This window comes from Duncaniella sp. B8 (assembly GCF_005304985.1).
In the GTDB taxonomy this organism is placed as follows: Bacteria; Bacteroidota; Bacteroidia; order Bacteroidales; family Muribaculaceae; genus Duncaniella; species Duncaniella muris.
In genome coordinates, this window is record NZ_CP040121.1 from 1,581,938 (window position 1) to 1,608,072 (window position 26,135).

Consider the following 26,135-nt stretch of genomic DNA (forward strand, 5'->3'; position numbering starts at 1 on the left):
TAGTTTTTTTAATGAAACTGCACATCGCTGATTACCTCTGCGCCGACCACTCGGTTTATGGCTGAGATGAGCCTGTCGCGGTTGAACGAAAGCTCGTTTTTGAGCGGTGCGGAGGTAAGATAGACGTGCAGCACACCATCGCTGACATAGCGCCGGGTGGTGTAGCGGTTGATGGCAGGCCCTACCACGTCGATCCAAGCTGCGGCGGCTTTCTGGGCGTTGAGGCTTTCAGTCAGACCTGCCCGCTCCATCGCTTCGTCGATTATGCATGCTATATGTTTGGGATATGTACGTTTCATGAGTGCATCGGACTAAAGATACCGTTTTCCACCATCCACATCCGGTAGTCGCCGCCCGTGCGGCTCATTATCTCGTCGAGGTGTGTGCGGTTGGTGTCGGTGATGAAGATCTGTCCGAAGGAATCGGAGATGACAAGTTCCATGATGCGTTCCACTCTCGAAGCATCGAGTTTGTCGAAGATATCGTCAAGGAGCAGCAGCGGTCTTATTCCGGTGGCGCGGTGGAGGAAGTCATACTGGGCCAGGCGCAGGGCTATGGTGAAGGTCTTGCACTGTCCCTGCGAGCCGGTGCGGCGCATAGGCATGCCGTCAAGATCCATGCCGATGTCGTCGCGGTGGATACCTACGGAGGTATGTTTCACTATCTCGTCATGGCGGCGAGCCTCGTCGAGAAGAGTCTGCAGGGTGATGTCCGGACGGTTCAGACCGCTCTGATAGCTGAGGCTGACGTGTTCGCTGCTGCCGGCTATCGAGGAGTAGTAGCGGTCAAAAATTACTGTCAGTTCGGCAATGCGGGCGGCGCGGACAGAGTGGATGTAGTCAGCGGCCATCTCCATCACGATCTCTACGGCGGCATATAGATTCGGGTCGACCGAACCTTCGCGCAGCAGCTTGTTGCGTTGTTCGAGAGCACGGTTGTAGCGGATGAGGCTGTCGAGATACAGGGGGTCGCTCTGCGAGATCACCATATCCATCCAGTGGCGGCGTTCCTCTCCGCTCTCGCGTATGAGATCAATGTCTTGGGGGGCCACCATGACCAGCGGAAAGCTGCCTATGTGTGAGCTTAGCCGGTCATATTCCTTTCCGCCGCGTCTGAGACTTTTGCGCCGTCCGGCAGTGAGGCCGAGAGTGAGCTCCTCGTCGGTATCCTTGCGGACATATTTTCCGCGGGCCATCGCGAAGTCTTCGCCACGGCGGATAACCATTTTGTCAGGCACCCGTGAGAAACTCTTGCAGAAGCTCAGGAAGTATATGGCATCCAGCATGTTGCTTTTGCCCATGCCGTTGTTGCCGAGAAAACAGTTCACCTTTCCCGAAAACTCCAGACGGGCTTCCGGGATGTTCTTGAAATTGGTCAGTGACAGTTCTTCTAATCTCACAGAGTGCAAAATTACTCAAAAAATCACTTACCTTCCACTATATCGAGGATGATTTTCGGGATGTCGGTATTGTCGTTGAACGAAGCGAATTTCTCAGCGCCGACGCCGATGGCATAGACCGGCACCAGACCGCCGCTGTGGCCGTTGGTGGTCCAGCCGAGACCTGTGGCTTTGTCCATGATGTCAAAAACTGTCTGTGAGAACTCATCGAAGTTGTCATAGAGTGTTTTCTTGTCCTTGCCGTTGCGGAGCACCAGGCAGCGTTCGAAATCCTCTTTCAGCTTGGCGGTCTGCTCTTGGGTCACAGGCACAAATTTCCAGAAACCGAAATTGTCGGTCAGATATTCCTCCATATCTTCCCAGCGGTAGACGCGGCGGTCTCTCATGAGACTTTTGCAGTATCTGGAGAAGGCTGATTTCGACATTTTCTGATAGTCGATGTATTTGAGGCGCAGATTGTAGCCCACGGTGTTGTTGCCAAGGCCCATTCCGCCTGTCTCATGGTCTGCAGTGACCACGATGAGGGTTTCGTCAGGGTGGGCGAGATAGAAGTCATAGGCTACCTTGAGAGCTTCCTGGAAATTGAGGGTTTCCTTGATGACAGTGGCTCCGTCATTGGCATGGCTGGCATGGTCTATGTTGCCGCCTTCAACCATCATGAAAAAGCGGTCGCGGCCGTTTTTCTGAAGATGTCTGAGGCAGGCTTCGGTCATGACGGGGAGAGTGAGTACACCGGGAATGGAGTCGATCGTATAGCCGATGTTGCCGGTGTTGATCGAGTCGGTGTTGAGAAGCACCACACGGCGTGAGTCAATGGTTTCAAGAGCGTCTGTTCCGCGGACCACGGCCACGTTGTTCTCAACGAAATATTTCATCAGGTCTGTCGGGTTACCTTTTTTGTCCTTGATACCTCGCAGGTTTGAGCCGGCTATGAAGTCATAGCCGCAGGCGGCAGCATCTTTGCCTATCTCGTAATACATCGAGCGTTTGGGCACGTGGGTGTAGAAAGCGCCCGGAGTGGCATCGTCAGGAGCCACTGAGGTGACCAGCCCCACACCGAAGCCGTCATCAAAGAGGGTCTTTGCAACTGAGACAACCTCGGCCGAATCAGGAGTCATGCCGAGCATACCGTTGTTTGTCTTGTAGCCTGTCGAGAGGGCCGTTCCGGCGGCTGCCGAGTCGGTTACCGGGCTGGAAGCGGAGTAGGTGGTCAGAGTAGAGGCTACCGGAAACTGCATCATGAGCAGATGGTCATCATTGCCGAGCACCGTACGGTTATAGGCTTCGGCAGCCATGACCTGGCCCATTCCCATTCCATCGCCGATATAGTAGAAAATATATTTCGGAGTGCCGGCCATGATGGCTCCGGCAGCCGTCAGCATTGTCAGAAATGAAAATAATCTGGTTCTCATGAAAAGAAGTGTTTGTTTTGTATAGTTTGGATTATCAGTTGTATTTAAGAATTTCGTCAATCGGATGGCGTGAGTTTGACAGACGCGGCACTTTGCGCTGTCCGCCGAGTTTTCCTGTAGCCGCAAGCCATTTGTCGAATACACCTTTCCGGCCTTTGACTATGGTCAGCCGGTCGAGAAAAATTCCGTGGTTGCGCTTTGCCTCGTAGTCACTGTTTTCCTGCTGGAGCGCAAGGTCGAGCTGCCGGGCGAATTCATCGATTGATTCCGGCTCTCGGTTGAACTCTATCAGCCATTCGTGGCGTCCGCGTGAGTGGTCCGAGGCATAGACGGGTGCAGCCGTATAGTTTGATATCTCGCAGTCAAGAGTCTTGCAAACTTTTGTCAGCGCGGCCTCGGCGTTCTGGACCATCAGTTCCTCGCCGAATGCGTTGATGTAGCTTTTGGTGCGTCCGGCAATGGTGATCTTCAGCGGCTCCACCGATTCGATGCGCACCGTATCGCCCAGCGGATAGCGCCATAGGCCGTTACATGATGTGATCACAAGCTCGTAGATCTCCCCTTCCTCCACCTTCCATGCCGGAATGATCTCCGGGCGGTCTGAATCGGCTTCCTCCGTGCGGATGAATTCGAAGAAGGTTCCGCAGTCGAGCAGAAGCAGCATGGCCTGGTCGTCAATGGCGTTCTGGACAGCGAAGAATCCTTCAGAGGCATTGTAGCATTCCAGATAGCGCATTTTCGGATCTGTGATGTGGCTGTATTGCTCGCGGTAGGGGGCCATCGAGATGCCCCCGTGGAAGAAGACTTCGAGGTTGGGCCAGACATCGTGGATTGTCTGCGCGCCTTTTGCCTTGATGATCTGTTTGAGGACGGTGAGAAACCAGGAGGGGACGCCTGATATGTTGGTGATGTCATGGTCAGCCGCGGCGCTGACCAAAGCCGGGAGTTTTACCGCCCAGTCTTCAAGCAGAGCTATTCGTTTTGATGGAACGCGGGTCAGATTGACCAGCGGATTGATGTTTTCTATGAGGTTGGCCGAGAGATCGCCTACTCTGACTCCGGGAGGCAGAGTCAGTTCATTGGCGAAGCTGCCTCCGAGTATGAAGCTCTTGCCTGCGAAGATGCGGCTGTCGGGGTAGAGGCTGAGGTAGTGGCTGATCACAGAACTGCCCCCTTTATAGTGCGATCGGCTGAACGAGGCGGGGGTGACTGGTATGTATTTGCTCTTGCCGTCAGAGGTTCCTGACGACTGGGCGAAATTGCGGGTGAGGCCGGGCCACAGCACGTCTTTCTCTCCCGCTATCATTCTCATGACATAAGGGCGCAGCCCGGCATAGGCCGAGACAGACGGGAGCAGACGGCGGAAATCATCATATGACCGGACCTTGCTCAGGCCTTTTTCCGCGCCCCATTTTGTCTGTCGCAGATTGCGTAGCAGAAAGTCGAGCTGACCGAGTTGTATTTCCTGTGTGCGGCCGGTCCAGGAAAGCGCTTCTTTAACTCTCCTGCCGAGCAGGAAACGGGCAAGGGGTGTGAAATTCATTTTTGGCAGTCAGTGTTGATGATTATCAGAGTCAATGGCCGTGAAGGCTGTGTTTTCAACAACATTACGGCTGATGCGGTTCAGAGTTCGTCGGGATGCTTGCGGTAATATTCCTGAAGCAGAGGTCCGATATTGAAATAGAAGCCTCCGCGCTGCTTGCCTGATGAATCCTTGACGGTGATGTATTCGTATGAGGGATCGTAGAACACGTGGTCGGCCACGGAGTAGTCCATCATATTAAGAAGCACATATTCATGCTGCGGTTCTATGACATACCATGCGTTTTCCTCATCTTCGCCGGTTCCGGTCGAGACGATGGCCATGAGCAGATAGTTGAGCTTATACTGCCAGATGTTGGCCAGATTGTTTTTGCCTTTCTCCCGGAGGGCTTTTATGAGCATCACCATCTCTCCGAGATTGAAGGGATTGTCGGCAAGGGCTTTTTCGGCATACATTATCACCGAGTCACACTCCTGACGGGTCAGTTTGCGCGAGCGGTCAAGCACGTTGTACTGGATGTCGCGCTGCGAGGAGCGGTAGGGGTTATAGTCTTCCTGAAACATGTAGCCGAGGTAGAGATGGCGGTACTTGTCTATTTTCATCAGTGTGTCGTTGCGCTGGAACTCTTTCATGAGCCGCGGGTAATAGTAGGGCGACTTGCTGTCAAGAGTCTCAAGGCGTATTTTTTCCAGGTCGGGTTTCTCGCGTTTGAGCTGTTTTCCTGCCGACTGTGCTGCGGCACCGGCTGAAACGATTACTGAGAGTATGATGGATAGGAGGATGCGCATATTTCAGATTTTAAAGATGAGCCATAAAAGGGCGGTTCCGGCCATGCAGACGGCTATGACTGCGGGGAGTCCCTTGGCACAAAGATAGTTCAAAAATTTGGAAGATGGAAATCCGAGAGCTTTTCCGGCTGGAGTCTTGCTGTAGGCTATTCCTCCGAGAATGGCTCCCACCACACCTCCTATGATCATCCATGCGTGGGAGATTACGAGGCCTGTCATGGCTCCTGCAAGAGCAGCACCTGCTATGTAGCCAAGTCCGCGCCGCGATCCGGAGATGCTTTTTGGCAGCATGAACGAGAGGACCACCACGATGATGGTGGCTATCCCCCAGAAAATCAAAGTGGAGACTGTGGGAAGCGAGGCTTTGACTGCGGCCACACACAGGCCTGCATAGACGGCGATGATTCCGTAGCGGTTCGAAGCGAAGACAAGACCAAGTCCTGCGAGCAGAAGGATGACGGTGATCAGTATCAGCATGGCTAATTATTGAATAGTTGAAGTGAGCTTTCGGTTGATGGTTTCTGGCGGTGTTTTCTAATTTAACGTAAATTATCGGCCCAATGTTGCTGCAGAGTGTTAAAAGTCGTACTTTTGCATTAATAAAAGCACGTTAAAAGCACGTTCAATGAGCGGCATAAGTAACTCTGAGAAATTATCAGCAGGAGCTACTTAACATTATATTTTTATTAAACCTCTTGATTTTGAAGAGTCACTTACAGTCAACAAAAACTAATTTTTTTGGCACTTTGCTGAAATATGGCGTTCCGCTTGTCATTTCGGTAGGGCTTTGCTGGCTTTTGTTCAGCAACGATGATATTGATCTGGCAGGAATGATGGAGATTGTCAGGCGGGAATGTGATTTCCGGTGGATTCTGCTCAATCTGCTCCTCGGCATCATGGCCCAGGTTTTCCGCGCGGCCCGATGGCAGATACAGCTGAGGGCTCTTGATATACGCCCCCCGTTCCGGCAGCTGGTGCTTAGCATCTTCGGCACGTATTCGGTCAATCTTGTGTTTCCGCGCCTTGGAGAGGTGTGGCGCACAGGCTATATAGCGGCCCGCGAGCGCGCCCCGTTCACTACGGTGTTCGGTTCGATGGTGGCCGACCGCCTGGCCGACACTCTGACCGTGCTGATTCTTCTATTGCTGACTTTCATACCGGCCGGAGCGCAGCTCAGAGAATATCTTGGACAGAGCGGAGGCGCTTTGGCCCGGATCAGTGAGATTCTGGGCTCTCCCCTGCTCTGGGGTTTTGTGATAGCCGCAATGGCCGCTGTCTGGTTTGTGTTTGTAAGATTTCCTGAGCATAAGGTGATAGCCCGTCTGCGCTCTATCATAAGCGGCCTGTGGAAGGGATTCGCGGTAGTGATCACAATGCCCGGTCGCGGACGGTGGCTGATCTTCACGGTGCTTATATGGAGCTGCTATATCATGTCGCTCTATTGCGCTTTCAGAGCCTTCCCGCTTACAGCCGAGGTGCTGGTGATTCACGGGCCTACTGCTCTGGCTGTATGCTTTGTGCTGACGAGTCTTGCTATGGGAGTGCCCTCTAACGGCGGCATAGGACCCTGGCAGTGGGCCATGATTTTCGGCCTCACTCTCTATTCGGCAGGTGTGGCTGGCCTCACACATGAATATGCTCTGACTTTCGCCAATCTCGTGATGGGTGTGCAGACTCTGATGCTGATTGTCCAGGGACTTTTCACTTTCGGCTGCATAGCTTTTTCAAAACGTTCAAAACCACTGTCAAAATGAAATTCGACGATAGCGACGAGGACTACTTCCTCCATGATTTCAGCCGTAAAGACCGTCAGTCGGAAGAAGATCAGCGGCACTCCCCTACTCCTGATCCGTCTGATCCGGCCACCCGGCCGGCGGCACCGTCATTCGATTTTTCCGATGGCGGCTCTGACAGTTTACGGACAGCGGAAGCCGGAGAGACGCGCCGCAAACGCGGCCACGGATGGCTGTGGTTTTTCCTTGTCGTTGCGGTAGTGCTTGCCGCCGCGGTTACCATACGTTATTTTGTGCCTTACGTCACTGAGTCACGTGTCACCGGCTATGTGACTCTCGTGGAAAAACGCGGCATTGTCTTCCCTACCTTCGAGGGCGAGATGGTCAGCGAATCACAGCTGGCCGACACTACCCGCATCTATTCCCGCGATCTCAGTTTCAGCATTCCAGACGATGATCTGGCACTGCGGCTGCAGCAGTATCAGGGCACAGGGCGTCCGGTGACTGTCACCTTCAAGCGTTATTACGGCACTCTGCCTTGGCGTGGCGCGTCAAACACGGTGGCTGTAGATTTCATGCCGGCTGAAAAGCAGCGCTGACAGACGGTAGTAAAAAACACATCAATCCAACCGAATTACTCACACCTCTCCCCCTATTATTTCTAAAGTGGACTACAGAATACTTCCTCCCGACGGTTTTTTAGAAGCGCGGCTGCGGCTTCCGCTTTCAAAGAGCATGAGCAACCGTGCTCTGATCATCAACGCTCTGACTCCCGGAGCATCCGAACTTGAAAACGTGGCCGAATGTGATGACACCGACGCAATGCGCCGGGCACTTTCGTCGCTTGACGCAGATGTGATAAACATAGGCGCAGCTGGAACCACTATGCGCTTCCTGACAGCTTTCATAGCCTCACGGCCAAGATGCAGCCTGCTGCTCGACGGCAGCGAGCGTATGCGTCACCGCCCTATAGCTGTGCTTGTCGATGCTCTGCGCTCGCTTGGAGCCGATATAGAATATGCCGGAGAGGAGGGCTTTCCGCCTCTGCGCATCAGTGGCCGCCGTCTGAAAGGCGGAGAGCTGACTCTCGACTCTACGGTTAGCTCGCAGTATATCTCGGCTCTTCTGATGGTGGCGCCGCTTATGGAGGAGGGTCTGAAGCTTACGCTGAAAGGAGAGACCGTGTCGCGCCCCTACATACTGATGACATTGAAAATGATGTCGGAAGCAGGTATAGAGAGCGAGTTTGCAGGCAACACTGTGAGCATAGCTCCGCAGGCCTACAAAGCATGGAACTTCCGGGTTGAGGGCGACTGGAGCGCCGCCGCCGCCTGGTATGAGATCGAGGCTCTTTCATCGGGCACCGTTACAATTGACAATCTCTGCCGCGAGTCGTTTCAGGGTGACCGCAAGCTGGCCGACATATTCGGGCATTTAGGCGTTGTGACCGAATGGGAGGGAGAGGACGGAGGCTCTGACCTTGTGGCATCTCCTGACCAGGATGCACGCCTGCGGATTGATTTCTCTGATACTCCTGACCTTGCGCAATATGTCATTGTGACCTGCGCTATGCTCGGCATACCGTTTCATTTCACCGGTCTGTCGACCCTCGCCATCAAGGAGACAGACCGGGTGAAGGCCGTCTGCACCGAAATGGCCAGACTCGGCATATTCATGCAGCCGGAGGGCAACGACGTGCTTTCGTGGGAAGGTCAGCGGCGGCCTATGACCGAACTTCCGCGTTTCGACACTTATGATGACCACCGAATGGCCATGTGCTTGGCTCCGGTGGCTCTGTTCGTGCCGGGCATAATCATCAATGATGTGGAGGTTGTCAGCAAGTCTTATCCTGAATTCTGGGATGAACTGAGGCGCGCGGGTTTCACTCTTCTTGACGGAGACGCACCTCTCCCCGACCCTGACGACGAATGATCTTTGCAGATAATCACCAATATTACTTGACTACTGACTGACTACAGATGACAGGCGCACTGATTATACTCGCTGTGACAGTTCTGACAGGACTGATTCTCTATCTTACCCATAGGCCGGATAGCGCATCTGCAAATGAAGGCGACTCCCCTGCCCTTTCAGGCTCTCATGACTCTGACGGAGAGGAGTGTTGCGGACTTCATGCCGTGTGTGAGAAAGGCCTCTCCCCAACCGAAGGTCCTGTCTATTTCGACGATGAGGAACTCGACCGTTTCGCAGGCCGTCAGCCCGACAGCTATACCGAAAGTGAGGTTGAAGAGTTCCGCGAGGTGCTTTACACACTTCTGCCCTCTGACATCTATCCGTGGGGTGCCTCTCTGACCCGGCGTGACATAGCTCTCCCCTATTCTCTGCGTGACGAATGGCTTATGCTGGTCAACGGCTGAAGCCCTCTAAGAGCCCTATAATTATGATAGAGATACTGCAATATGACTTTTTCAGGAGTGCTGTGATCGGAGTCCTGCTCCTGAGTGTGGCTTCGGCTATAATCGGCACCTATATAGTGACGCGCCGCCTCGTCTCCATATCAGGGGGCATCACCCATGCCTGCTTCGGAGGTCTCGGACTGGGATACTTCCTCGGATGCAACCCTATTGCAATGGCCGCGCTTTTCGCTGTAGGATCATCGCTTGGGGTTGACTGGATGGCCAGGCGCCACAGAGTGCGCGAGGATTCGGCTATTGCTGTCATATGGGCGTTGGGCATGGCCTTGGGCACACTTTTCATTTTCCTTACTCCCGGCTATGTGCCAGAACTTAATGCCTTCCTGTTCGGCAACATCCTGACCATCACTCACGGCGATCTCTGGACATTCGGCATTTTTACCGCAGTGTTGCTGCTCTTTGTGGCCGCTTTTTTCCGTAAGATAGTCATCTGTGCCTTTGACCCTGACTTTGCACGGGTGTGTCGTCTGCCTGTCACCTTCATCACTACGGCCATGACTGTTCTGGTGGCTGTCTGCATAGTTCTTACAATCCGTCTGGTGGGTGTGATGCTGCTGATGTCCATGCTTTCACTGCCTCAGATGATAGCCGAGGTGTTCTGCAACCGTTTCAAGTCCATGATGCTGCTTTCGGTGCTGGTTTCGCTGCTTTGCTGCCTCGGCGGACTGTTTATGGCTACCGTTGTCGATGTGCCATGTTCGGCACTGATAGTACTGACCATGACTGCGGCCTATATGGCCGTGCGCCTTTACAAAGCCATAGCCGGCTGAGGACGGCCGGCGGTGCGCCATACCTCACGGCGCCCCTGTCCGGGGCGTTTTGAATTTTGAAGCTATTTTGGTGGGGATAGAGATTTTTAGTACTTTTGCAGCTAATTACACTCTATAGATAACCCATACAGGATTATGCCCGAATATTCATATCTTCACGTAGCTTTCAGGGGTGAGGTCCAGGGAGTGACACGCACTCTCTATTCATATCCCTCTGAAGAAGAAGGTGACTTTGACCCGCGCTGGAATTCAACTCTCGTCGAACCCGGAGCCGCCGTCAAGCGCTTTCTCAACGCCAACGAATGTTACATACTTCAGTCAACGCCGCGCGGACATTATTTTTCGCTTATCACACGCAACGCTCTGAGCCCTGAGCGCGGCTACATGATGATATCCATCCTTGTCAGCGATGGCTGTTCACTGACAGGCCGTCAGCTGATGAACTCGTTCACCAATCTGAAAAAGGCTCTTATCGAGGATGAAAATCTCACTGACTCTGCTGTTGAAGAGGCCTTTGCCCAGGCTTCGGTGCCTGCGGAGCCTCTGAAGCTTGAGGCCTGGCGCTACAAGGCTCCAGCTGATGACGAAAAGCCCGCTGAAGCTGCTTACCGCACATATATCTCACAGCAGGAACTGGAGTCTATCTTCTCATTTCCCTGCCAGCCGGGCTATGAAGGATACCGCTGCATCATTGTTGTCTCGGCCACTACTTCGCTGCGTCCGGGCGTGAAGATGCCTCGCATCACCGCTCCCATACGCAAACTCTATTCGGTGGTGTGTCCGGAAGGGGTGACTGCATCGAGCCTGCAGGTCTATGACGGTGACCGTCTGGAACTTTCTTTCAGCAAGGAAGGTTTCAACACCCATGTGGAGACAGTGATAGTTGGCACTCCTTCGGCCTATACAAAGTATGAAGGCTCAACAATTGCCGTGCGCTCGGCCTCACAGACCGGCATACGTTTCGAACGCCGCATACCCGTCAAAGTGCTTTCTGCCAAGGGGGTGGCTCTCAACGGCTATACTATTACCCTCAACGGCCGGCCCGTCAATACGATGGACCCTTTTATCGAGCTTTTCGAAAAGGACCTGCAGCCCGACACAGAGGTGGAGATCACCGTGCAGTCAAACAATTACCGCACTCTCAAACTTAAGAAACCCTCGGCCGAGATGCTGGTGACAGAGGAACTTGAACTTGTCATGCAGCCTATAGAGCAGGGAGTTACCCTGCGTCTGGATTTCGGCGACGGACGGGTGTTCGAGCAGCAGATCTCCATTGAAAAAAACACTCCTGAATATAACCGCCTGCACTCAGGGAATTTTCACGGATTCCGTGCTCACCGACTTGTGACCCAGGATGACAGCGAGGTCTATAATGTGGATGTCCGAATCACCAGTCGCCCGGTGGCTCCAAATTTCGAGTCGGCACGTGGAGAATCTGCTACCGAACCAGCCCACAAGGCTCCGAAATTCGAGAATGTTTCTGATGAGGCCAGGCCCGAACGTCGCCCGATTGACGCCAGTCTCCCCGTGGCCGAAGGCCGTCGCGAAGCTGATAAAGAGGTTGCAGATACGGGTTCTAAACCTGATTTCGACTATGATGATGACGATGACGACGATTCAGCAGAGCTCAGACCTTGGTATCGCCGCGCAGCTTTCCTTTGGGGAGGTCTCGCAGTGATAGTGGCGGTGGTAGCTCTTGCATGGCTCCTGCCGCAATACACAGGCTCGTCTGACGATCCGGCTCCTGCCGAAGAGTTTGCGGCCGATGCCAATTCGGATCAGACAGTTGCTCAGGCTCCGGTGGCTCTGAGCCCCGAAGAGCAGGCAGATGTTGACTATCTCAACTCGAATCCGGTCTGGGATCTGGCCAAGATTCAGAGCGATATGGGAAAATCGCTGTTCCAGGCCATCGGTGAAGGTGATATTGACGCAGTTGTCAACAATCCTTACTATGCCGTGACCGGACGCTGCACCAATGAGAAAGCCAATCTTGTGGCAGACCTGATCTGGCGCGCAAAAGGATCTTTCAGCGATGCCGCCAACCGCCGCACAATGCGTTCAACTATCAAGAACGGTTCGATAGATCTGAAAGCCTTCTCTGACAATCTGGCCAAGCGCCGCCCGTCGGAAAAAGCCAACGAAGCCCCGCGCCCGGTGAAATAAGTGGTTCAGGATCTCATTCCCTGACAGTCACTCCGTCACGGTCCACACCTTAATATTATATAGGAAATATATAAACCGATCATTTTTCGCAGCTCCGGTCATTCAGCATGGCCGGAGCTGCTTGTCATCTGCACCGGACCGAAGGTGAAATGTCAGTCGCAGGCTTGGAAAAACGGAGAATAGTGTGTAAATTTGTGGAATATGGAAAACTATATAGTTTCAGCCAGGAAGTATCGTCCGGCCACGTTTGACAGCGTGGTGGGGCAGCAGGCGCTCACTGCCACTCTGAAGAATGCTATAGCCACTCACCGTCTGGCCCACAGCTATCTTTTCTGCGGCTCGCGTGGTGTCGGCAAGACCTCCTGCGCCCGAATTTTCGCCAAGACAATCAACTGTGCCAATCCTTCACCTGACGGAGAGGCATGCAACGAGTGTGACAGCTGCCGTGCGTTCAACGACGGCAATTCGCTCAATATCATAGAGCTTGACGCCGCTTCAAACAACGGTGTCGATGACATCCGCCAGCTTGTGGAGCAGGTGCAGATACCGCCTTCGCAGGGATCTTACCGCGTGTTTATAGTCGATGAGGTCCACATGCTGTCGCCCGCGGCATTCAATGCCTTTCTGAAGACCCTTGAAGAGCCGCCGTCATATGTGATTTTCATCCTCGCCACCACTGAGAAACACAAGATTATCCCTACCATACTCTCGCGCTGCCAGATCTACGATTTCAAGCGTATAACCGTGCGCGACATGATCGACCATCTCTCATATGTGGCCTCGAAAGAGGGCATGACAGCTGATCCGGCGGCTCTCAACATCATAGCCCGCAAGGCCGACGGCGCCATGCGCGACGCGCTTTCGATCTTTGACCAGGTGGCGGCATCGTCAAGAGGCAACATCACCTATCAGAGCGCCATCGACAATCTCAACGTGCTTGATTACAATTACTATAACCGCCTTCTCGACTGTTTCCTCGAAGGAAAAGTGCTGGAGACATGGATGATCTACAAAGAGATCCGTGACCGCGGTTTTGATTCGCACTTCTTCATAAACGGACTGGCAGACTATATGCGCGATCTCATGGTGGCGCGTGATCCGTCAACAATAGTTCTCCTTGAAGCCGACGATGAAGCCCGCAAGGCTATGGCCGTTACGGCTGCCAAGTGTTCGCCTGACTTCATCTATCGGGCCATGAATCTCTGCAATGAAGCGGATCTGAATTACCGGACGGCCTCTAACAAGCAGTTCCTGATAGAACTGACGCTTGCCAAGATATGCCAATTGCTAAGCCCCTCCCACAATAACGGCGCCCAGGGTGAGGGGCGGTTACAGAAAATCTCGTCAGGCGCCTCTGATCGGAGCCAGTCACCGGCTGCAAATCCTGCATCATCGCAGCCCGCACCTTCGCCACAGAGTGGGGGAGTGCAGCCTGCATCCATGCCACAGGTCATGTCTGCCACACCTTCGCAGCCTCAAGCAGCTCCGTCAATGCAGCCGGCTCCTGCGGCAAGGTCCATGACGCAGCATCAGCCTGCTTATCAGAGTCCGGCCACACCGACTCCCATAGTCTCTGCTCCCTCAGCCGGTTACAAGGCGGCTCCTGCGCGTCAGGCTGTTCCATTGAAGAGACCTCTGATGCGACCGGCCGGAACATTTTCTATAAATCATTCCAAGGATGCCTCGCAGTCTGCCTCGGCGCAGCCGGGCATCGGGACGACAGCGCCGAAGCGCAACGAACCTTATACCCGCGATCAGCTCAACAAGGCCTGGCAGAATTTCATGCAGGCTCACCCTACGGAACACATTCTGATCAACACCATGCGTGCGTCGTTTCCGGCGCCTCAGGAGGGCCATACCTATAAGATAATGGTGGAAAACGAAATGCAGCGTCAGACTGTGGAGCTGGCTTTTCCGGCGCTCCTGCAGGCTGTGCGCGACGAGCTTTCCAACGATCATTTCTCTCTGACCGTAGAGATAAACCAGGGCGCAGCCTCGCCCCACACCTGGAACGAGCGTGAAGTGCTCAACCACATGGTTGAAAACATCCCGGCCCTCCGTGGCTTCATTGACGATCTCGGCCTTACAATAGGGTAGGGCCCCCGCGAGCCGACCTCAGTGAGATGGTAAATCGGTGTCCTGCAGGACGTCAGCATCCACGGACAACGCGACATGGTGCCTGGCAAAGGAGGTTGATCCCGGTCGGAACGCGGACGGCGGAATGTCTCAACAGTATTGGATTCCGGATGCAGCGCGGCGGGCATGGTCTCCGGCGGGCTGGTGTCCGACAGGACACCGTTTTACTCGTAGCCCCCGACACCGTGCGCAGCACAAGGTGTCGGGGGAATAGATTACATATCATATTGAGAATGTCCGGCAGGACATTGATTTACAGGGCCGGATGGTTGCGGGCTGCTATCAGGTCTCGGTCTCGGCCGGATGTCACTGTCAATATCTACTAAAAAAGACCTGGGCTTGTGTCGGATATATGACACAAGCCCAGGCCTTTTTTTATCTGATAATCGACAGCTTCTTATTTATAGAAGGCGTTGATGTTGTTGGTCACTTTCTTGTTACCGATGAGGATGCGGTCAAGAGTGTTGATCATACGGGCGGCACCGCGCTGCTGGTTGTAGCGGATGGTGTTTTCGTCGAGGTCGAAGGGACGGCCTGCATTGTCGATTTCTGTAACCTGCATTACTATTACTGCATTGTTGCCCTGAAGAGGACCTACGAGAGCGCCCTTCTGAGCGTTGGCGATCTTACCCATGACAACGCTTTCGTTCATTCCGAGGCCGGGGATCATATACTGGCCGAAGTTTACGGTAGTAGTGTCAACCGAGGTCTTCATGAGCTGAGCATAGCCGGCGATGTCTTTGGCCTTGCCTTCATAGTCGGCGATGAGTTTAGCTGCTTTCTTGTTGTTGATGGCACGTGAAGCGAGGATTGCGTGAACCTGCTTGTCGCGTACGGGAACATAGCCGCCGTCATAGATGTCGTCAAGAGCCACGGCGAGGAAGCGTCCGGTCTGGATATCGCCGAACACTGGCGATACCTGGCCTTTCTTGGCATCCATTACCCATGCCACAGCGTTGTGTGAGTCATTGAGGTTGCCGATCATGGGCGAAGATGCAGTAACGGTGGCGGGGAAGGTGGTGTAGCCGGCTTCCTGAGCGTGTTCCACGAAGTCTTTGGCAGTCTTGTTTTCTTCAACATATTTGCGGAGAGCTGCGTCGAGATCGTTGACAGTAGCGTTTGACGGTTCGGTGGTGAAGGTCACGCTTGCGAGGTCGTAGACAGCCACGGGAGCTTTGCGTTCGTTCACGCGGAAGATGCGGCCGCCTTCTGCGAGGGTGTCAGGGGTGAAGTAGACGCCGGTGGCGCGGTCGGCGATGAGTTCTTTCATCGGAGCGTAGTTTGCGTCAAGCAGAGAGATCTCCATGTCTTTCTGTGACTGGGCCACGAGGGGCGATGAGGCTACGCTGTCAAGCGAGACGCCTGAGTTGAGGAGACCTACGAGAGAGTCAACCTGCGATTTTGAACCCTGCACTGCGAGGAAGTCGATCTTGACATCGGCTACTTCCATTTCTTTGCCGAGGAGCTTGGCGAGCAGATAGTCGTTGCCGGTTTTGCTGACGAGCACTGCCTTGCCTACAGAGAGAGAATCGACTGCGCTTTTCAGGCGGGCCTGCTTGTCGAGGTCGGTCTGGGAGATCTTGCGGCGGTCAACCACGAATTCTGGCATGTCGGTCAGACCCTGCATTTCTGCGTTTGAGTTGAGGGCCACCAGAGCATCTTCAACTTTCTTCTGACCGGCGAGGATGTCGGCTTCAGAGGGCACGATGCTGACTGCTATATAGTTGGCCAGGCGGCTGGGCTCATCGATAGCATAGCGGGCTTTCTCGTCGTTGTAGAGAGCATTGATGTCGCTTTCGCTGGCTTCGAAGTCCTCGTCCTTGAGGGTCGAGTAATCCTGCTTGGCGTAGACCACGTGAGAAGTTGAGGCGTTGTCGTCATAGAGAGCCTTGGCGTCAAGTTCATTGGCCACGAGGGTTCCTGCGAAAAGGTTCTGAAACTTCTGCTGGAGGATCATGCGCTCCACAGATTTTTCGAGGTCGAGCCAATAAGCCTGGAGCTGCTGGGCCTGAGCCTGCTGCATGCCGTATTTGGTCGGGTTGAATGCCATGTCATGGGCGGTTTTTGCGTCGGGCACACCGAGCTGCTGCTGCACCATGCGGTCTACATACTGTGAATTCTTGCCGACCATCATTTCTGTGAGTTCCTGGTCGGTCACGGTCAGACCGAGATCATTGATTTCATTCTCGAAAAGTTTTTCGGCGATCATGGAATTGAGCACCTGCTGCTGGAGCACGGCGTTGTCCATGCGCTGGTTCTGAGCCTGAGCCTGCTGTGAGGCTTCCTGCACACGGCGCTGGAATTCCTGAATGTCAATCTTGTTGCCGTCGACTTTTGCAATGGTAGTTCCGGTGCCGAAGAGTGTGCGGCCCGAAGTAAAGAAGTCACCGATGATAAAAGCCAGCAGACCGGCTCCAACGATGATGAGCAAGAGAGCTGACTTGCTACGGATTTTTTCTAAAGTTGCCATTAGATATGTTTAGATGATTTTTGATTTAAGCGTGTGGTTAGAACAGATTTCAGATACAATGCCCGAAATTAACGCACAAAGATAGCATAAATTCCATTTAATACAAAATTACGAGGGTGTAAAAAGTGAAAGCAGAGAGCAATATAGCCCTCCGGCGCGACGTTTTATATCAGAATGCCACTTCTCGCTCTCAGGTGTCAGCCCGCTTTTCTGTGTGACCGGGGGTGGGAGAGCTCTGGAATAAACGAGGCTTAAACAGTTTTAAAAAACCTATTTATAATTATAAGAATGAAAAAGTTACTCTTCCTTGTTTTTTTTGTCGTAGCGCTTGCCGCCGGTGCTGTCAGTCCGCGTACAGGGGTTTCGATCCTCGGCGATTCCTATTCCACATTCCAGGGCCATATGTCGCCAGACACCAATCTTGTGTGGTATTACTCCAAGCCCAAGCTTGAGCAAACTGATGTGACTGACGTGAAGCAGACCTGGTGGCAGCAGCTCATACGCGAGAAAGGCTGGAGGTTGGTGACAAACAATTCTTATTCCGGAGCCACTATCTGCAACCGCGGATATGACGGCAAGGACTACACCGACCGTTCGTTTCTGACCCGTGCCAAAACTCTCGGCTCGCCTGACGTGATTCTTATTTTCGGAGGCACAAATGATTCATGGGCCGGAGTGGAAGTAGGGGAATATGAGACTCCTGAAGGCAAGAAACCTGACTATTATACTCTCCGTCCCGCTCTTGACCGCATGCTTCGCATCATGAAGGACTACTATCCCGGCACCGAGATCTATTTTATAGTCAATTCCGAACTGCGTCCCGAAGTGACTGAGTCGATTCTGACCCTCTGCGGCCGTCACGGAGTCAAGACCGTCAGCCTGTCTGACATCGACAAAATGGCCGGCCATCCCACAGTCAAGGGCATGACCCAGATAGCCGAACAGGTAGGCGCCGCAATAGACTGACGGGGCCTCTTAAGAAATTTTTGCAGATTTTTGCGTCGATTTTTGCTCGGATGACCGGAAATGACTAATTTTGTAATCCGTTATGAAATACGGTTTTGACAACGAGAAATATCTCAAAATTCAGTCCGAACACATCAAGGAGCGCATAGCTCAGTTCGGCAACAAGCTTTACCTCGAACTCGGAGGCAAACTCTTTGACGACCACCATGCAAGCCGCGTCTTGCCCGGTTTTCAGCCCGACAGCAAGCTCAGAATGCTCAGCCAGCTGAGTGACCATGCCGAGATTGTGATAGTCATCAGCGCGCTTGACATCGAGAAAAACAAGGTGCGCAACGACCTTGGAATCACCTATGACATGGACGTACTGCGTCTGCGCAGGGAGTTCCAGAACCGCGGATTCCTTGTCGGCTCAGTGGTTGTCACCCACTACAACGGCCAGAGCAGCGCCGAAGCTTTCCGTCAGAAGCTTGAGCGCATGGGCATCCCCACCTATTACCACTATATAATCGACGGCTATCCAACCAATGTCGACCTCATCGACTCCGAGGAGGGCTTCGGACGCAACGATTATGTGGAGACCTCGCGTCCGCTCGTCATCGTCACCGCCCCCGGTCCCGGCAGCGGCAAGATGGCAGTCTGTCTCAGCCAGCTCTACAATGAACACAAGCGTGGCATCGAGGCCGGATATGCCAAATTCGAGACATTCCCCGTGTGGAGCCTCCCCCTGAAACATCCCGTCAACATAGCCTACGAGGCTGCCACAGCCGACCTCAATGACGTCAACATGATCGACCCCTTTCATCTTGAAGCCTATGGAAAGACGGCGATCAACTATAACCGTGACATCGAGATCTTCCCCGTGCTTAACTCTCTCTTCGAGGGCATCTATGGCAAGAATCCCTACAAGTCGCCCACCGACATGGGTGTCAACATGGTCGGTTTCTGCATCAATGACGACGATGTCTGCTGCGATGCCTCGAAAAACGAGATCATCCGCCGCTACTACACAGCTCTCAACCGCTTCGCCCAGGGCGAATCAAACGAGGGTGAGGTCAACAAGATCGCGCTTCTCTTCAAGCAGGCTAAGATCGACACCTCATACCGCCGTCCTATCAAAGCCGCCAAAGAGCGGGCCGAGCGCAGCGGTGTTCCATGTTCGGCCATCGAGCTTGCCGACGGCACTATCATCACAGCCGAGACCAGTGCCCTGCTCGGTCCGAGTGCCGCGCTGATACTCAACGCCGTCAAGCACCTTGCCGGTATTGACCATTCGGTCAAGCTGATTCCTCAGGATATGATCGAGCCTATTCAGAACACCAAGATCAACTATCTGCGCAGCCGCAATCCGCGACTTCATACCGACGAAGTTCTGGTGGCGCTCTCAGTGCTCAGCACTCATGACGAAAACTGCCGCCGTGCGCTTGAAAAGCTTCCCGAACTCAATGGCTGTCAGGTCCACTCTACTGTAATGCTTGGCGAGGTCGACCATAAGATTTTCAAGAAACTCGGCGTAGGTCTCACCTGTGACCCCCAGAAGAAAGTCAAGAACTGAGACCTTTTATAGAACTCATAGAGGCTGTTTAACAACTTATTAGACAGCCTCTATTAAGATTATCCATATGAAATCTAATGTATATTAGATCGGTTAATTTTGAAGAGTTACTTACGCAAAAGAATTCTTATAAACAGATGTCATTTTGCTTGTTTTTGCGTGAATTTTATATGGATTCCGGGTCTTTGCTTTTGGTTTTTCGTTTCGGGTTGGCGGGAAACCATCCGCGGGCCACTCGTTTTTCCTGTTCGAAGATCTCTCCTATGGTCCAGAATGACGAGAATGAGAAAACTCCTAAAAGCGATGACCAGAAGACGTCGCTGACCACTATCGAGGCGGCTATTCCGACAATTCCAAGAAGCAGGAAGCACCACCAGCAGCGGGTGCCGAAGTGATATTCACATTTTATGGTGACGGGGTGGAAGATTCCGATTATCAGGAATGTGCAGACTCCTATGGTGAGTCCGAGAACGTGGTGTTCGGCCAGTAGTTCGGTCATTTCGTGTAAGTAGTTTATGAAATGTGTTGTTATTTTGTTTCTGTTGTCATCGGCAGGGTCACGCAGCTGTTCACCTTGCAGCTTACATCGTAGGGGGTTACGTTGGCTGTGCGCGGGCGGCGTGAATAGCGATAGTAGAATGAATTCTGGGTGTCCCATGAGGGGAACTGTATCCGGCGGGTGGTGCCGGAGGGTATGTCGGCTCTGACTCTGCGGACGGCCTGGTGGAGGGTGCGGCCCTGCATGTCGGTATAGTCGAGGGTTATTTCTATCTCGCTTATTCCGGTTCCGAGGCTGTTGCTGACAAAGAGACTTTCCACCCGTGAGCCGAGCGGCTTGTCATAGCCTGAAAGCCTGACTCTGTCAGCCGCCGGGGCGCAGATGGTGTCAAAGGCTGTCTCTGCCGCAGGCGGCACATTCTCTGACTTGGCTGTGGCGGCAGTGCGCAGTTTTCCGCGCAGAGTCTTGTCGGCTCTCAGCGGAAGAGCCGGCAGAAGCGTCAGCAGCATTATCAGTAGTGTCCGTAGCAGGGTCATGAATTGTCAGATTAGTTGTGTGGCATGAAGTCTGGTGTTTGTCGGTCAGGCGGTCGTCCGGTCAGAGATAGCGTGGTTCTGATGGAATGGACGGAGCGGGAAACACCCGCAGACAACCCTGTATGGCTCCGGGATTTTTCTCCTGCCTCGTGAACAGATAGCGGTACATGTAGGGCAGGAGCCGCCACCAGTTGAATCTAAGCGATGATCCGTAGTCGCTGATTGATATTCGGCTGTCGTCATCGGTAAGAGTCACGGTAAATTTTTTCGGAGCGTGGAGAGTTGTTCCGTTGTCGAGGCGCGAGGTGTAGATCCGGGCGTCATAGACTCCGCGTTTCGCCGTGGGGGTGAGATAGCCCATTACGGTGCCGGGACGCAGGGCCATGTCGGCTGCGCGTACAATCACCATCCGGTAGACGGTTGTCTCGGCCTCATACTCACCGACGGCTCTGTCACTATTGCGCTCTATGGCCATCAGAGATCCTTCCGATGCAAAGCGCCAGAGGCCTTCCACGGCGTGGAGCGGCATCTGCGCGAGCCGGTCGGTCACACTGTCGGGTTTCGAGTAGCCGCTGACCACCTGCGACCGTCCGGGCACGTTCTCAAGGACACTCTTTTCGATTCTCTTTGCCGCCGGAGCGCAGAGAAACAATGCTGACAGCAGCAATGTCAGCAGCAACCGTCGCGGCGGGCGGATGTTTGAAGTGGAGTTGTAGGTTACAGTCACTGGTCGGAGAGAGTAGGGGTGGTGGAGAGTATAGGGTATGGCGATAGTGTGTATCAGTGTCAGATTGTAGCGAACTTATAGGCGAATCCGAACGAAAGTATCTCCTTGAACTGGAATTTGTGCCAGTCGGGATCGTCACAGTCGGGAGTCGATGAGTCGTAGCGCATGTGGACGAATATCTGGGTGGTCAGGAATCTGTTGATGTTGAACATGAAGGTGTTTTCCCAGTCTCCGTAGGCATAGCTGTAGTCCGAGAAGACAAACAGACGCGAACGCATGCTGATATTGTCGCAGATCTGCCAGGTTATCTTGCCCTCGGCGCTCGAACCGTATTCGCTTACCGTGTGTCGGCCCGGCTCAATACCGTATGACGTCTCATTCATGTGTTTGTTGAAACAGGTCTTCATGTTCCATGAAAGGGGAGAGATGGAGGCATCGAGGGTGAATGTCTTCTTGGGGTTGGCGTAGTTGTAGGTCATACCGACACCGACGTTGAGCTCGCCGGGCGACATGAAAGCACCTTTGAGTTCGTGGGTGTTTGGCTTGTAGTTTTTAAGAAACTGGGTCTTGAAGGAGACGTTGGTCGAGTAATACCAGCGCTTCGATGCCTTGTAGCCTACGAGCATGTTGAACTGGAAAAGGTCTTCCGACACCGAATAGTTGCGCAGCGAGTCGTTCGGAGCGTCGTTCATGCCGAGCTTGTACTGGAATGTTGTCTCGAAGAGGAATTTTTTGTGGAATGCGGGGTTGAGCTTGACGTTGTAATAAAGATTGACAAGCATGTTGAGGTTCTTGTTGCCGCCCTGATACCAGTTGGGCGAGACGTAGGCCTGCGAAAACTGCACCGATCCGTTGAACGTCTTGAGCCAATGGCGTTTGTAGAACTGGGCTTCAAGTTTCTGCTCAGGTGCTTTCTCCGGTATTATTTCGGCTATGACAATCTTGGCTGTCTTGGGGTCAACGTTGGCTTCGAACTTTTTGGGAGGTTCGGGCAGTGAGGCCTCGTCATATCGCACAAGATACGGAGTGCGCACCACCACTGCCTGACGGGCATGGCGTATCAGATCGTTGTGGTAGAGGTCGGTGACGAGCCATCCGAAGGTATTGGGGTCAAGCGGGCTGTCGGCCAGCGGTGCTGATTTGCTCACTCTCATGGTGTCGAGAAACTGGAATGAGCTGAACACAGCCGGACGGAAATAATAGGCGGGCAGGGGAGTGGTCACAATATCTTCAACCGCAGTGCTGTCCTGGACCTCCGGGCTTTCGGCTGCCGGTGCAAGAAGCTGCAGCATGTCATCCGGATTATCCGGATTGAGATTATGGATGGTGGAGTTGTAGATTTCGGAGCGGGTGTAGGGTGCTCCGAAGAGTGTGAGCTCCGGCACGTGGATCACTGCGGCCTGCGAAAGACCCGCTACGCCGACAAAAATACCTGCAAAAATTGACCTGATGTTCATAATGGCTGATTATGGACTTTAAAAACCCTCTCGGAGCATGAGAGGCCATACTCCTAATTATTTGCAAAATTAGCAAAAAAAATCAGAAAAAAGGAAGCCGGCAGATCATTAGAGTTAAAAAACGCCATAATCCCGCGGCAAAGCGGCGGATTATGGCGTTCCGTTGTATAGAAACAATTTCTTAGATGCGGTTCCCCGACGTTAACAAATATCGGGGAACGGGGGCTTAGAAGCTGTAGCTTACGCCTATCGAGGGGATGAAGGCATGGAGCTTATAGTCGGCGGTGAAAGTGCCTGAAGGCTTGAAGCCGAGTGCCTCGATCTGCTGCTGGGGCAGTCCGGCGGCTGTGAGCTTTTTGATCATCTGGCCTCCGAGCAGGTCGGCATACTCGCAGCTGGCATTGTCGACACCCATTCCGGCCACATACATGAAGCCGAGGTCGATTGACAGGCTGGAGATCGGACGGAAGGAGAGACCAACCGTAGGCTCTACCTTGGTCATGCCGGGAGTTTCGGGGTTGTAATAGTTCTTGTTGACAGGCGATGTGTCGACCATCAGGCCGGCGCGCACGTCAAAGCGGTTGGTGACGGCAAACTCTGCGCCAAGCGAGTAGCACCACGAGTTCTTGTATTTCTTCTCGATGTGCTGGTTATAGTCTGCGAGCTGTTCGCTGAGAAACTCGATGTCGAGCTGGCGGTAGGTGTGCCATCCGGTCAGACGGGCGTCGAAAGCGAGTGTCAGACGGTCGATGGGCTTGTAGGATACACCCAGACCCAACACCCACGGGCAGGGCATCTCGGCTTTGAAATTGGCCTTGTTGAGCAGGTCGAGGCTTTCGCCGAGGAGGTTCTGTGAAAGATCGTTGGCATATGACACCGTTGCGTCGCCGGCCTTGACCTTCATCGGCATGCGCGAACGGAACGAGGCGCCTACAGTCAGCCCGTCGGTGATGTCATACATCGCGCCTACGTTGAAGCCCACTGTCATCTCGGCCTGGCCCTTGAGGTTGACTGACGCCGGAGTGGTCGATCCGAAACCGGGAGTGCCTGCCGGAAGCTGTCCGAGTGCTGTAAGGGCTGCTATGGTGCGGTCAGTGGTCTCGGCGGTCACAAGGCCCTTGTTGAGGTCCACGCTGCCCCATGAGATCATGGCTCCGGCACCAACCGAGAGTTTCGGAGTGATGGCCCAGGCTACGGTAGGCTGTATGGTGAACACCTTGAGGTTTACGTTCTGGTTGAGCACGGCGCCGGGCCAGTTGTCGGTCCAGTTGATCGACGAGCCGTAGGGGGTATAGAACGAGATACCGGCCTTGAGATTGTCGTAGATCGAGAATGCGGCATGCACACCTATCGGGGTCGAGATGCCGTTGTCGGTCTTGTAGTCCTTGCCGTTGACAGTAGCGGTGGCGGTAGGCATGATTCCGGTGAGCGAGCCTGACAGATCGAGAGTCTTGTCCATGAAGCCCATACCGGCGGGATTGAAAAACATGCTCTCGGCTCCGAGTTTGAGAGCCACACCCGTGTGGCCCATGCCGATCTGCTTGGCCGACAGAGAGTTGATCTGATAGCCTTCGGCGTAGGCGGTGCCACACACAGCGGCAGCGGCAAGAGCCGAACAAATAAATTTCTTCATATCGAATTATTTGGTGATAGTTGCAGAAAAGATTCTGGCTGTGGCGATCCTGACCTTCGTATCGGCCGAAAGATCAGCGCATACAGCAATCTCCCGGCAGCTATTGCCGTGGCCTGCGGAAGCCTTCTGCACTGTGTAAAAATTTTGGAAATCGCCCGCAAAGGTAGCCCCTCCCCCTGACGCGACCAAAGAAATGCACACAATTTAACAATAAAATTGCTCTAAAACACTTTGAAATTGTTCTGATTTTCCCGCCGACAAACCTCCGAACCCACCACAGCCCCTACATTGCATATTTCCTAATTAAATGTGCATTAACTATTCCATATAAAAATTAACAAATAAAAACACAGCCCCGTCCTTAGCCTTATCCGAACGCCATATTTTAGGATAGGCTTGTAGGATAGGCCCATGATTATCTCTCTTTCAATTGATGGATTTTTATGATATTTGCATTTGAATTCGCATCTGTGACTGTAGAGACAGCCTCATCGGATTCAACTTTTCGTTGAATGATGGAGAATTCCATCGAAAAGGTGTTATTGAATTTTTATCTTCCATACTCAAACTTGGCGGTTTGTATTATTCCCGAAGATAAATAGACAATGGCACCTGCATCGGTAGCTATACCCGTATGCCTCCGTGAGGGGGTACTCTGTATATGCTCAATCGGTGTGGGGCTGTCGTCTTATCCGGGAATATAGGCACGCCAAGGCCTGAGTATGGGATAAGAACGAGATACAATCCTCACACCTTTTTCTATGTCTGAATCTAAAACGATGTTTCAGGGGGATTGAGAAACACATCTCAATATATTAATGTGCACAGAAACTGTTCCGCAATTCGAAGAAAAACGCTTTAAAGAGATCGCCGCCGGTGTCTTCGTCTTTGAAGGGCAGGATATAAGTCTTGAAACAAAGATTTATAAATATATGGATCTCTCGGCTCTGTTCGGGATTATGGACGGCCATTTTCGCATAAGCCGCCGTAAGGATTACTCGGATGTTTATGAGCACGGGGTGGTCACACTCCGCTGTGCCGAATTTTTGTTGCCTGCGGGAGAATCGGCCACTGAGAATGATCGGAAGCGTAGGGCTGAATACGAAAAATTTCGCAAATCGGCAGCAAACCTACTTTGTTCCTGCTTCACTGTCGCGCATGATGAAATGCACTGCATGTGGAAATCATTCACCTCAGGCTATACCGGAATAAGAATAGAAACCACAGTCGGAGCATTTGCTGAGAGTCTGAAAGACAAAGGTATTAAATTGTTCATTGGCACCATGCGATATTATAGCATTGATATGGGTGCTATTGACAGAACCGGGTATATTTTTGCAAAAAACAAGTGCTACAGTCCTGAATCTGAATTGAGAATCTACTTTAAGCTTGAAGAAAAAACGGAATGCGGCGGTTACAATCAGTTTGATGAGAATTGCTATCTGAATGTGGATGGCAGCAAGCTGGTTCAGTCTGTATTGCTGTCACCATTCATCCCTGGTTCATCCTGTTTTAAAGGCTGGCTCCTGACATCAATCCAAAATCAATATCATGATTTGAAAAATAAAATCTCGCATTCATCCATAAAGGTTGCAGATAAATTTTGATAATCTGTAAGATTCATGTGTTTGAGTTACTTATTAATAAACCAATAAATCAATTAATTATGAAGTTAGAAAAATTCTTTATCGGCTTGCTTTTAGCCGTAAGTCTTGTGGCCTGTTCAAAGGACGATGAGCCGGAAAACGGCGGTTCAAAACCGGGCACCGAACAGCCTGAAAACAGCTCCTCAGTGACAATCAATCCCGATGGCTCGACATCTACAAAGTCGGTGTTCTCTCCTATTGACGAGACAACATTTTATATTGATTATGTAAAATCAATGATTCGGTAAAATTTGAGGTCGTTCAGTCTTG

The 26,135-nt window shown here is 52.8% G+C and carries 23 protein-coding genes; 11 read left to right on the top strand and 12 right to left on the bottom strand.

The genetic code is table 11. The features are described 5' to 3' along the window. Positions 1-8: 8 nt before the first annotated feature. The 6 genes from FDZ78_RS06930 to FDZ78_RS06955 all read right to left on the bottom strand — a co-directional run bounded on the left by FDZ78_RS06930 (position 9) and on the right by FDZ78_RS06955 (position 5,619). Positions 9-299, bottom strand: a complete 291-nt coding sequence (locus tag FDZ78_RS06930) for a DUF721 domain-containing protein (protein WP_136408299.1) — start codon at positions 297-299, stop codon at positions 9-11. Beyond that, a complete protein-coding gene (locus FDZ78_RS06935; protein WP_123398757.1) occupies positions 296-1,399 on the bottom strand; it encodes a DNA replication/repair protein RecF in 1,104 nt (367 codons plus the stop codon). Before FDZ78_RS06935 ends, FDZ78_RS06930 begins: the two co-directional genes overlap by 4 nt. 23 nt (positions 1,400-1,422) lie before the next feature. Then, entirely contained in the window at positions 1,423-2,811 is a 1,389-nt protein-coding gene (locus FDZ78_RS06940; RefSeq protein WP_123398727.1) for an alkaline phosphatase, read from the bottom strand. Between the two features lie 34 nt (positions 2,812-2,845). Further along, the gene (locus FDZ78_RS06945) at positions 2,846-4,354 is read right to left on the bottom strand and encodes a GH3 auxin-responsive promoter family protein (protein ID WP_136408300.1); all 1,509 of its coding nucleotides are present in this window, start codon (positions 4,352-4,354) and stop codon (positions 2,846-2,848) included. Between the two features lie 80 nt (positions 4,355-4,434). Further along, positions 4,435-5,142, bottom strand: a complete 708-nt coding sequence (locus tag FDZ78_RS06950) for a DUF4919 domain-containing protein (RefSeq protein ID WP_123398725.1) — start codon at positions 5,140-5,142, stop codon at positions 4,435-4,437. 3 nt (positions 5,143-5,145) lie between these two features. Further along, a complete protein-coding gene (locus tag FDZ78_RS06955; RefSeq protein ID WP_123398724.1) occupies positions 5,146-5,619 on the bottom strand; it encodes a hypothetical protein in 474 nt (157 codons plus the stop codon). Positions 5,620-5,888: 269 nt separating this feature from the next. On the opposite strand from FDZ78_RS06955, the gene FDZ78_RS06960 reads away from it, so the two are divergent. From FDZ78_RS06960 to FDZ78_RS06990, 7 genes are all read left to right on the top strand, one after another. After that, the gene (locus FDZ78_RS06960; RefSeq protein ID WP_168181973.1) at positions 5,889-6,896 is read left to right on the top strand and encodes a lysylphosphatidylglycerol synthase transmembrane domain-containing protein; all 1,008 of its coding nucleotides are present in this window, start codon (positions 5,889-5,891) and stop codon (positions 6,894-6,896) included. Continuing rightward, on the top strand, positions 6,893-7,474 hold the full coding sequence (locus tag FDZ78_RS06965) for a hypothetical protein (RefSeq protein WP_107033352.1): 582 nt from the start codon (positions 6,893-6,895) through the stop codon (positions 7,472-7,474). The genes FDZ78_RS06960 and FDZ78_RS06965 overlap by 4 nt, the downstream gene beginning before the upstream one ends. A gap of 67 nt (positions 7,475-7,541) precedes the next feature. After that, complete coding sequence (locus FDZ78_RS06970) at positions 7,542-8,807, top strand: 3-phosphoshikimate 1-carboxyvinyltransferase (protein ID WP_136408301.1); 1,266 nt, start codon at positions 7,542-7,544, stop codon at positions 8,805-8,807. 47 nt (positions 8,808-8,854) lie between these two features. After that, entirely contained in the window at positions 8,855-9,253 is a 399-nt protein-coding gene (locus tag FDZ78_RS06975; protein WP_136408302.1) for a phospholipase, read from the top strand. A 23-nt stretch (positions 9,254-9,276) separates the two neighbouring features. Beyond that, positions 9,277-10,080 carry a metal ABC transporter permease gene (locus tag FDZ78_RS06980; protein ID WP_240597853.1) on the top strand — a complete coding sequence of 268 codons (804 nt, stop codon included), beginning with the start codon at positions 9,277-9,279 and terminating at the stop codon, positions 10,078-10,080. Between the two features lie 135 nt (positions 10,081-10,215). Further along, positions 10,216-12,243, top strand: coding sequence for a hypothetical protein (locus FDZ78_RS06985; protein ID WP_136408303.1), 2,028 nt, complete (start codon positions 10,216-10,218; stop codon positions 12,241-12,243). A 201-nt stretch (positions 12,244-12,444) separates the two neighbouring features. After that, positions 12,445-14,340 carry a DNA polymerase III subunit gamma/tau gene (locus FDZ78_RS06990; protein WP_124075737.1) on the top strand — a complete coding sequence of 632 codons (1,896 nt, stop codon included), beginning with the start codon at positions 12,445-12,447 and terminating at the stop codon, positions 14,338-14,340. Between the two features lie 436 nt (positions 14,341-14,776). Here the strand turns inward: FDZ78_RS06990 and FDZ78_RS06995 are convergent, their stop codons facing one another. Further along, positions 14,777-16,849 carry a SurA N-terminal domain-containing protein gene (locus FDZ78_RS06995; RefSeq protein WP_124075738.1) on the bottom strand — a complete coding sequence of 691 codons (2,073 nt, stop codon included), beginning with the start codon at positions 16,847-16,849 and terminating at the stop codon, positions 14,777-14,779. A gap of 288 nt (positions 16,850-17,137) precedes the next feature. Here FDZ78_RS06995 and FDZ78_RS07000 point away from each other — a divergent pair, with 288 nt between their 5' ends. Both FDZ78_RS07000 and FDZ78_RS07005 read left to right on the top strand, forming a co-directional pair. Then, the gene (locus FDZ78_RS07000; protein WP_107033250.1) at positions 17,138-17,815 is read left to right on the top strand and encodes an SGNH/GDSL hydrolase family protein; all 678 of its coding nucleotides are present in this window, start codon (positions 17,138-17,140) and stop codon (positions 17,813-17,815) included. Between the two features lie 82 nt (positions 17,816-17,897). After that, entirely contained in the window at positions 17,898-19,367 is a 1,470-nt protein-coding gene (locus FDZ78_RS07005; RefSeq protein ID WP_124075739.1) for a DUF1846 domain-containing protein, read from the top strand. A gap of 166 nt (positions 19,368-19,533) precedes the next feature. Here FDZ78_RS07005 and FDZ78_RS07010 read toward each other — a convergent pair whose 3' ends face one another. The 5 genes from FDZ78_RS07010 to FDZ78_RS07030 all read right to left on the bottom strand — a co-directional run bounded on the left by FDZ78_RS07010 (position 19,534) and on the right by FDZ78_RS07030 (position 24,219). After that, positions 19,534-19,866, bottom strand: coding sequence for a DUF4491 family protein (locus tag FDZ78_RS07010; protein ID WP_124075740.1), 333 nt, complete (start codon positions 19,864-19,866; stop codon positions 19,534-19,536). Positions 19,867-19,895: 29 nt separating this feature from the next. Then, positions 19,896-20,402 carry a hypothetical protein gene (locus FDZ78_RS07015; RefSeq protein ID WP_124075741.1) on the bottom strand — a complete coding sequence of 169 codons (507 nt, stop codon included), beginning with the start codon at positions 20,400-20,402 and terminating at the stop codon, positions 19,896-19,898. A gap of 61 nt (positions 20,403-20,463) precedes the next feature. Continuing rightward, positions 20,464-21,129: a hypothetical protein gene (locus tag FDZ78_RS07020; RefSeq protein ID WP_124075742.1), complete on the bottom strand. Its 666-nt coding sequence runs from the start codon at positions 21,127-21,129 to the stop codon at positions 20,464-20,466. Between the two features lie 59 nt (positions 21,130-21,188). After that, positions 21,189-22,586, bottom strand: coding sequence for a DUF3078 domain-containing protein (locus tag FDZ78_RS07025; RefSeq protein ID WP_124075743.1), 1,398 nt, complete (start codon positions 22,584-22,586; stop codon positions 21,189-21,191). 226 nt (positions 22,587-22,812) lie between these two features. Continuing rightward, positions 22,813-24,219 carry an OmpP1/FadL family transporter gene (locus tag FDZ78_RS07030; protein WP_124075744.1) on the bottom strand — a complete coding sequence of 469 codons (1,407 nt, stop codon included), beginning with the start codon at positions 24,217-24,219 and terminating at the stop codon, positions 22,813-22,815. 818 nt (positions 24,220-25,037) lie between these two features. Between FDZ78_RS07030 and FDZ78_RS07035 the strand changes: the two genes are divergently transcribed. Together FDZ78_RS07035 and FDZ78_RS07040 are read left to right on the top strand one after the other, a co-directional pair. After that, entirely contained in the window at positions 25,038-25,826 is a 789-nt protein-coding gene (locus tag FDZ78_RS07035) for a hypothetical protein (RefSeq protein WP_124075745.1), read from the top strand. Between the two features lie 17 nt (positions 25,827-25,843). Then, positions 25,844-26,113 (top strand): fimbrillin family protein, encoded by a 270-nt coding sequence (locus FDZ78_RS07040; protein ID WP_205747846.1) that lies wholly within the window; start codon positions 25,844-25,846, stop codon positions 26,111-26,113. The last annotated feature ends 22 nt before the right edge of the window (positions 26,114-26,135 follow it).

Coding starts and splice junctions, on each gene's coding strand:
- FDZ78_RS06945 (WP_136408300.1), bottom strand. CDS start 4,354: ATGAATTTCACACCCCTTGCCCGTTTCCTGCTCGGCAGGAGAGTTAAA.
- FDZ78_RS07025 (WP_124075743.1), bottom strand. CDS start 22,586: ATGAACATCAGGTCAATTTTTGCAGGTATTTTTGTCGGCGTAGCGGGT.
- FDZ78_RS06990 (WP_124075737.1), top strand. CDS start 12,445: ATGGAAAACTATATAGTTTCAGCCAGGAAGTATCGTCCGGCCACGTTT.
- FDZ78_RS06950 (WP_123398725.1), bottom strand. CDS start 5,142: ATGCGCATCCTCCTATCCATCATACTCTCAGTAATCGTTTCAGCCGGT.
- FDZ78_RS06985 (WP_136408303.1), top strand. CDS start 10,216: ATGCCCGAATATTCATATCTTCACGTAGCTTTCAGGGGTGAGGTCCAG.
- FDZ78_RS07035 (WP_124075745.1), top strand. CDS start 25,038: ATGTGCACAGAAACTGTTCCGCAATTCGAAGAAAAACGCTTTAAAGAG.
- FDZ78_RS07005 (WP_124075739.1), top strand. CDS start 17,898: ATGAAATACGGTTTTGACAACGAGAAATATCTCAAAATTCAGTCCGAA.
- FDZ78_RS06965 (WP_107033352.1), top strand. CDS start 6,893: ATGAAATTCGACGATAGCGACGAGGACTACTTCCTCCATGATTTCAGC.
- FDZ78_RS07000 (WP_107033250.1), top strand. CDS start 17,138: ATGAAAAAGTTACTCTTCCTTGTTTTTTTTGTCGTAGCGCTTGCCGCC.
- FDZ78_RS07010 (WP_124075740.1), bottom strand. CDS start 19,866: ATGACCGAACTACTGGCCGAACACCACGTTCTCGGACTCACCATAGGA.
- FDZ78_RS06930 (WP_136408299.1), bottom strand. CDS start 299: ATGAAACGTACATATCCCAAACATATAGCATGCATAATCGACGAAGCG.
- FDZ78_RS06940 (WP_123398727.1), bottom strand. CDS start 2,811: ATGAGAACCAGATTATTTTCATTTCTGACAATGCTGACGGCTGCCGGA.
- FDZ78_RS06995 (WP_124075738.1), bottom strand. CDS start 16,849: ATGGCAACTTTAGAAAAAATCCGTAGCAAGTCAGCTCTCTTGCTCATC.
- FDZ78_RS06955 (WP_123398724.1), bottom strand. CDS start 5,619: ATGCTGATACTGATCACCGTCATCCTTCTGCTCGCAGGACTTGGTCTT.
- FDZ78_RS06980 (WP_240597853.1), top strand. CDS start 9,277: ATGATAGAGATACTGCAATATGACTTTTTCAGGAGTGCTGTGATCGGA.
- FDZ78_RS06975 (WP_136408302.1), top strand. CDS start 8,855: ATGACAGGCGCACTGATTATACTCGCTGTGACAGTTCTGACAGGACTG.
- FDZ78_RS07015 (WP_124075741.1), bottom strand. CDS start 20,402: ATGACCCTGCTACGGACACTACTGATAATGCTGCTGACGCTTCTGCCG.
- FDZ78_RS07030 (WP_124075744.1), bottom strand. CDS start 24,219: ATGAAGAAATTTATTTGTTCGGCTCTTGCCGCTGCCGCTGTGTGTGGC.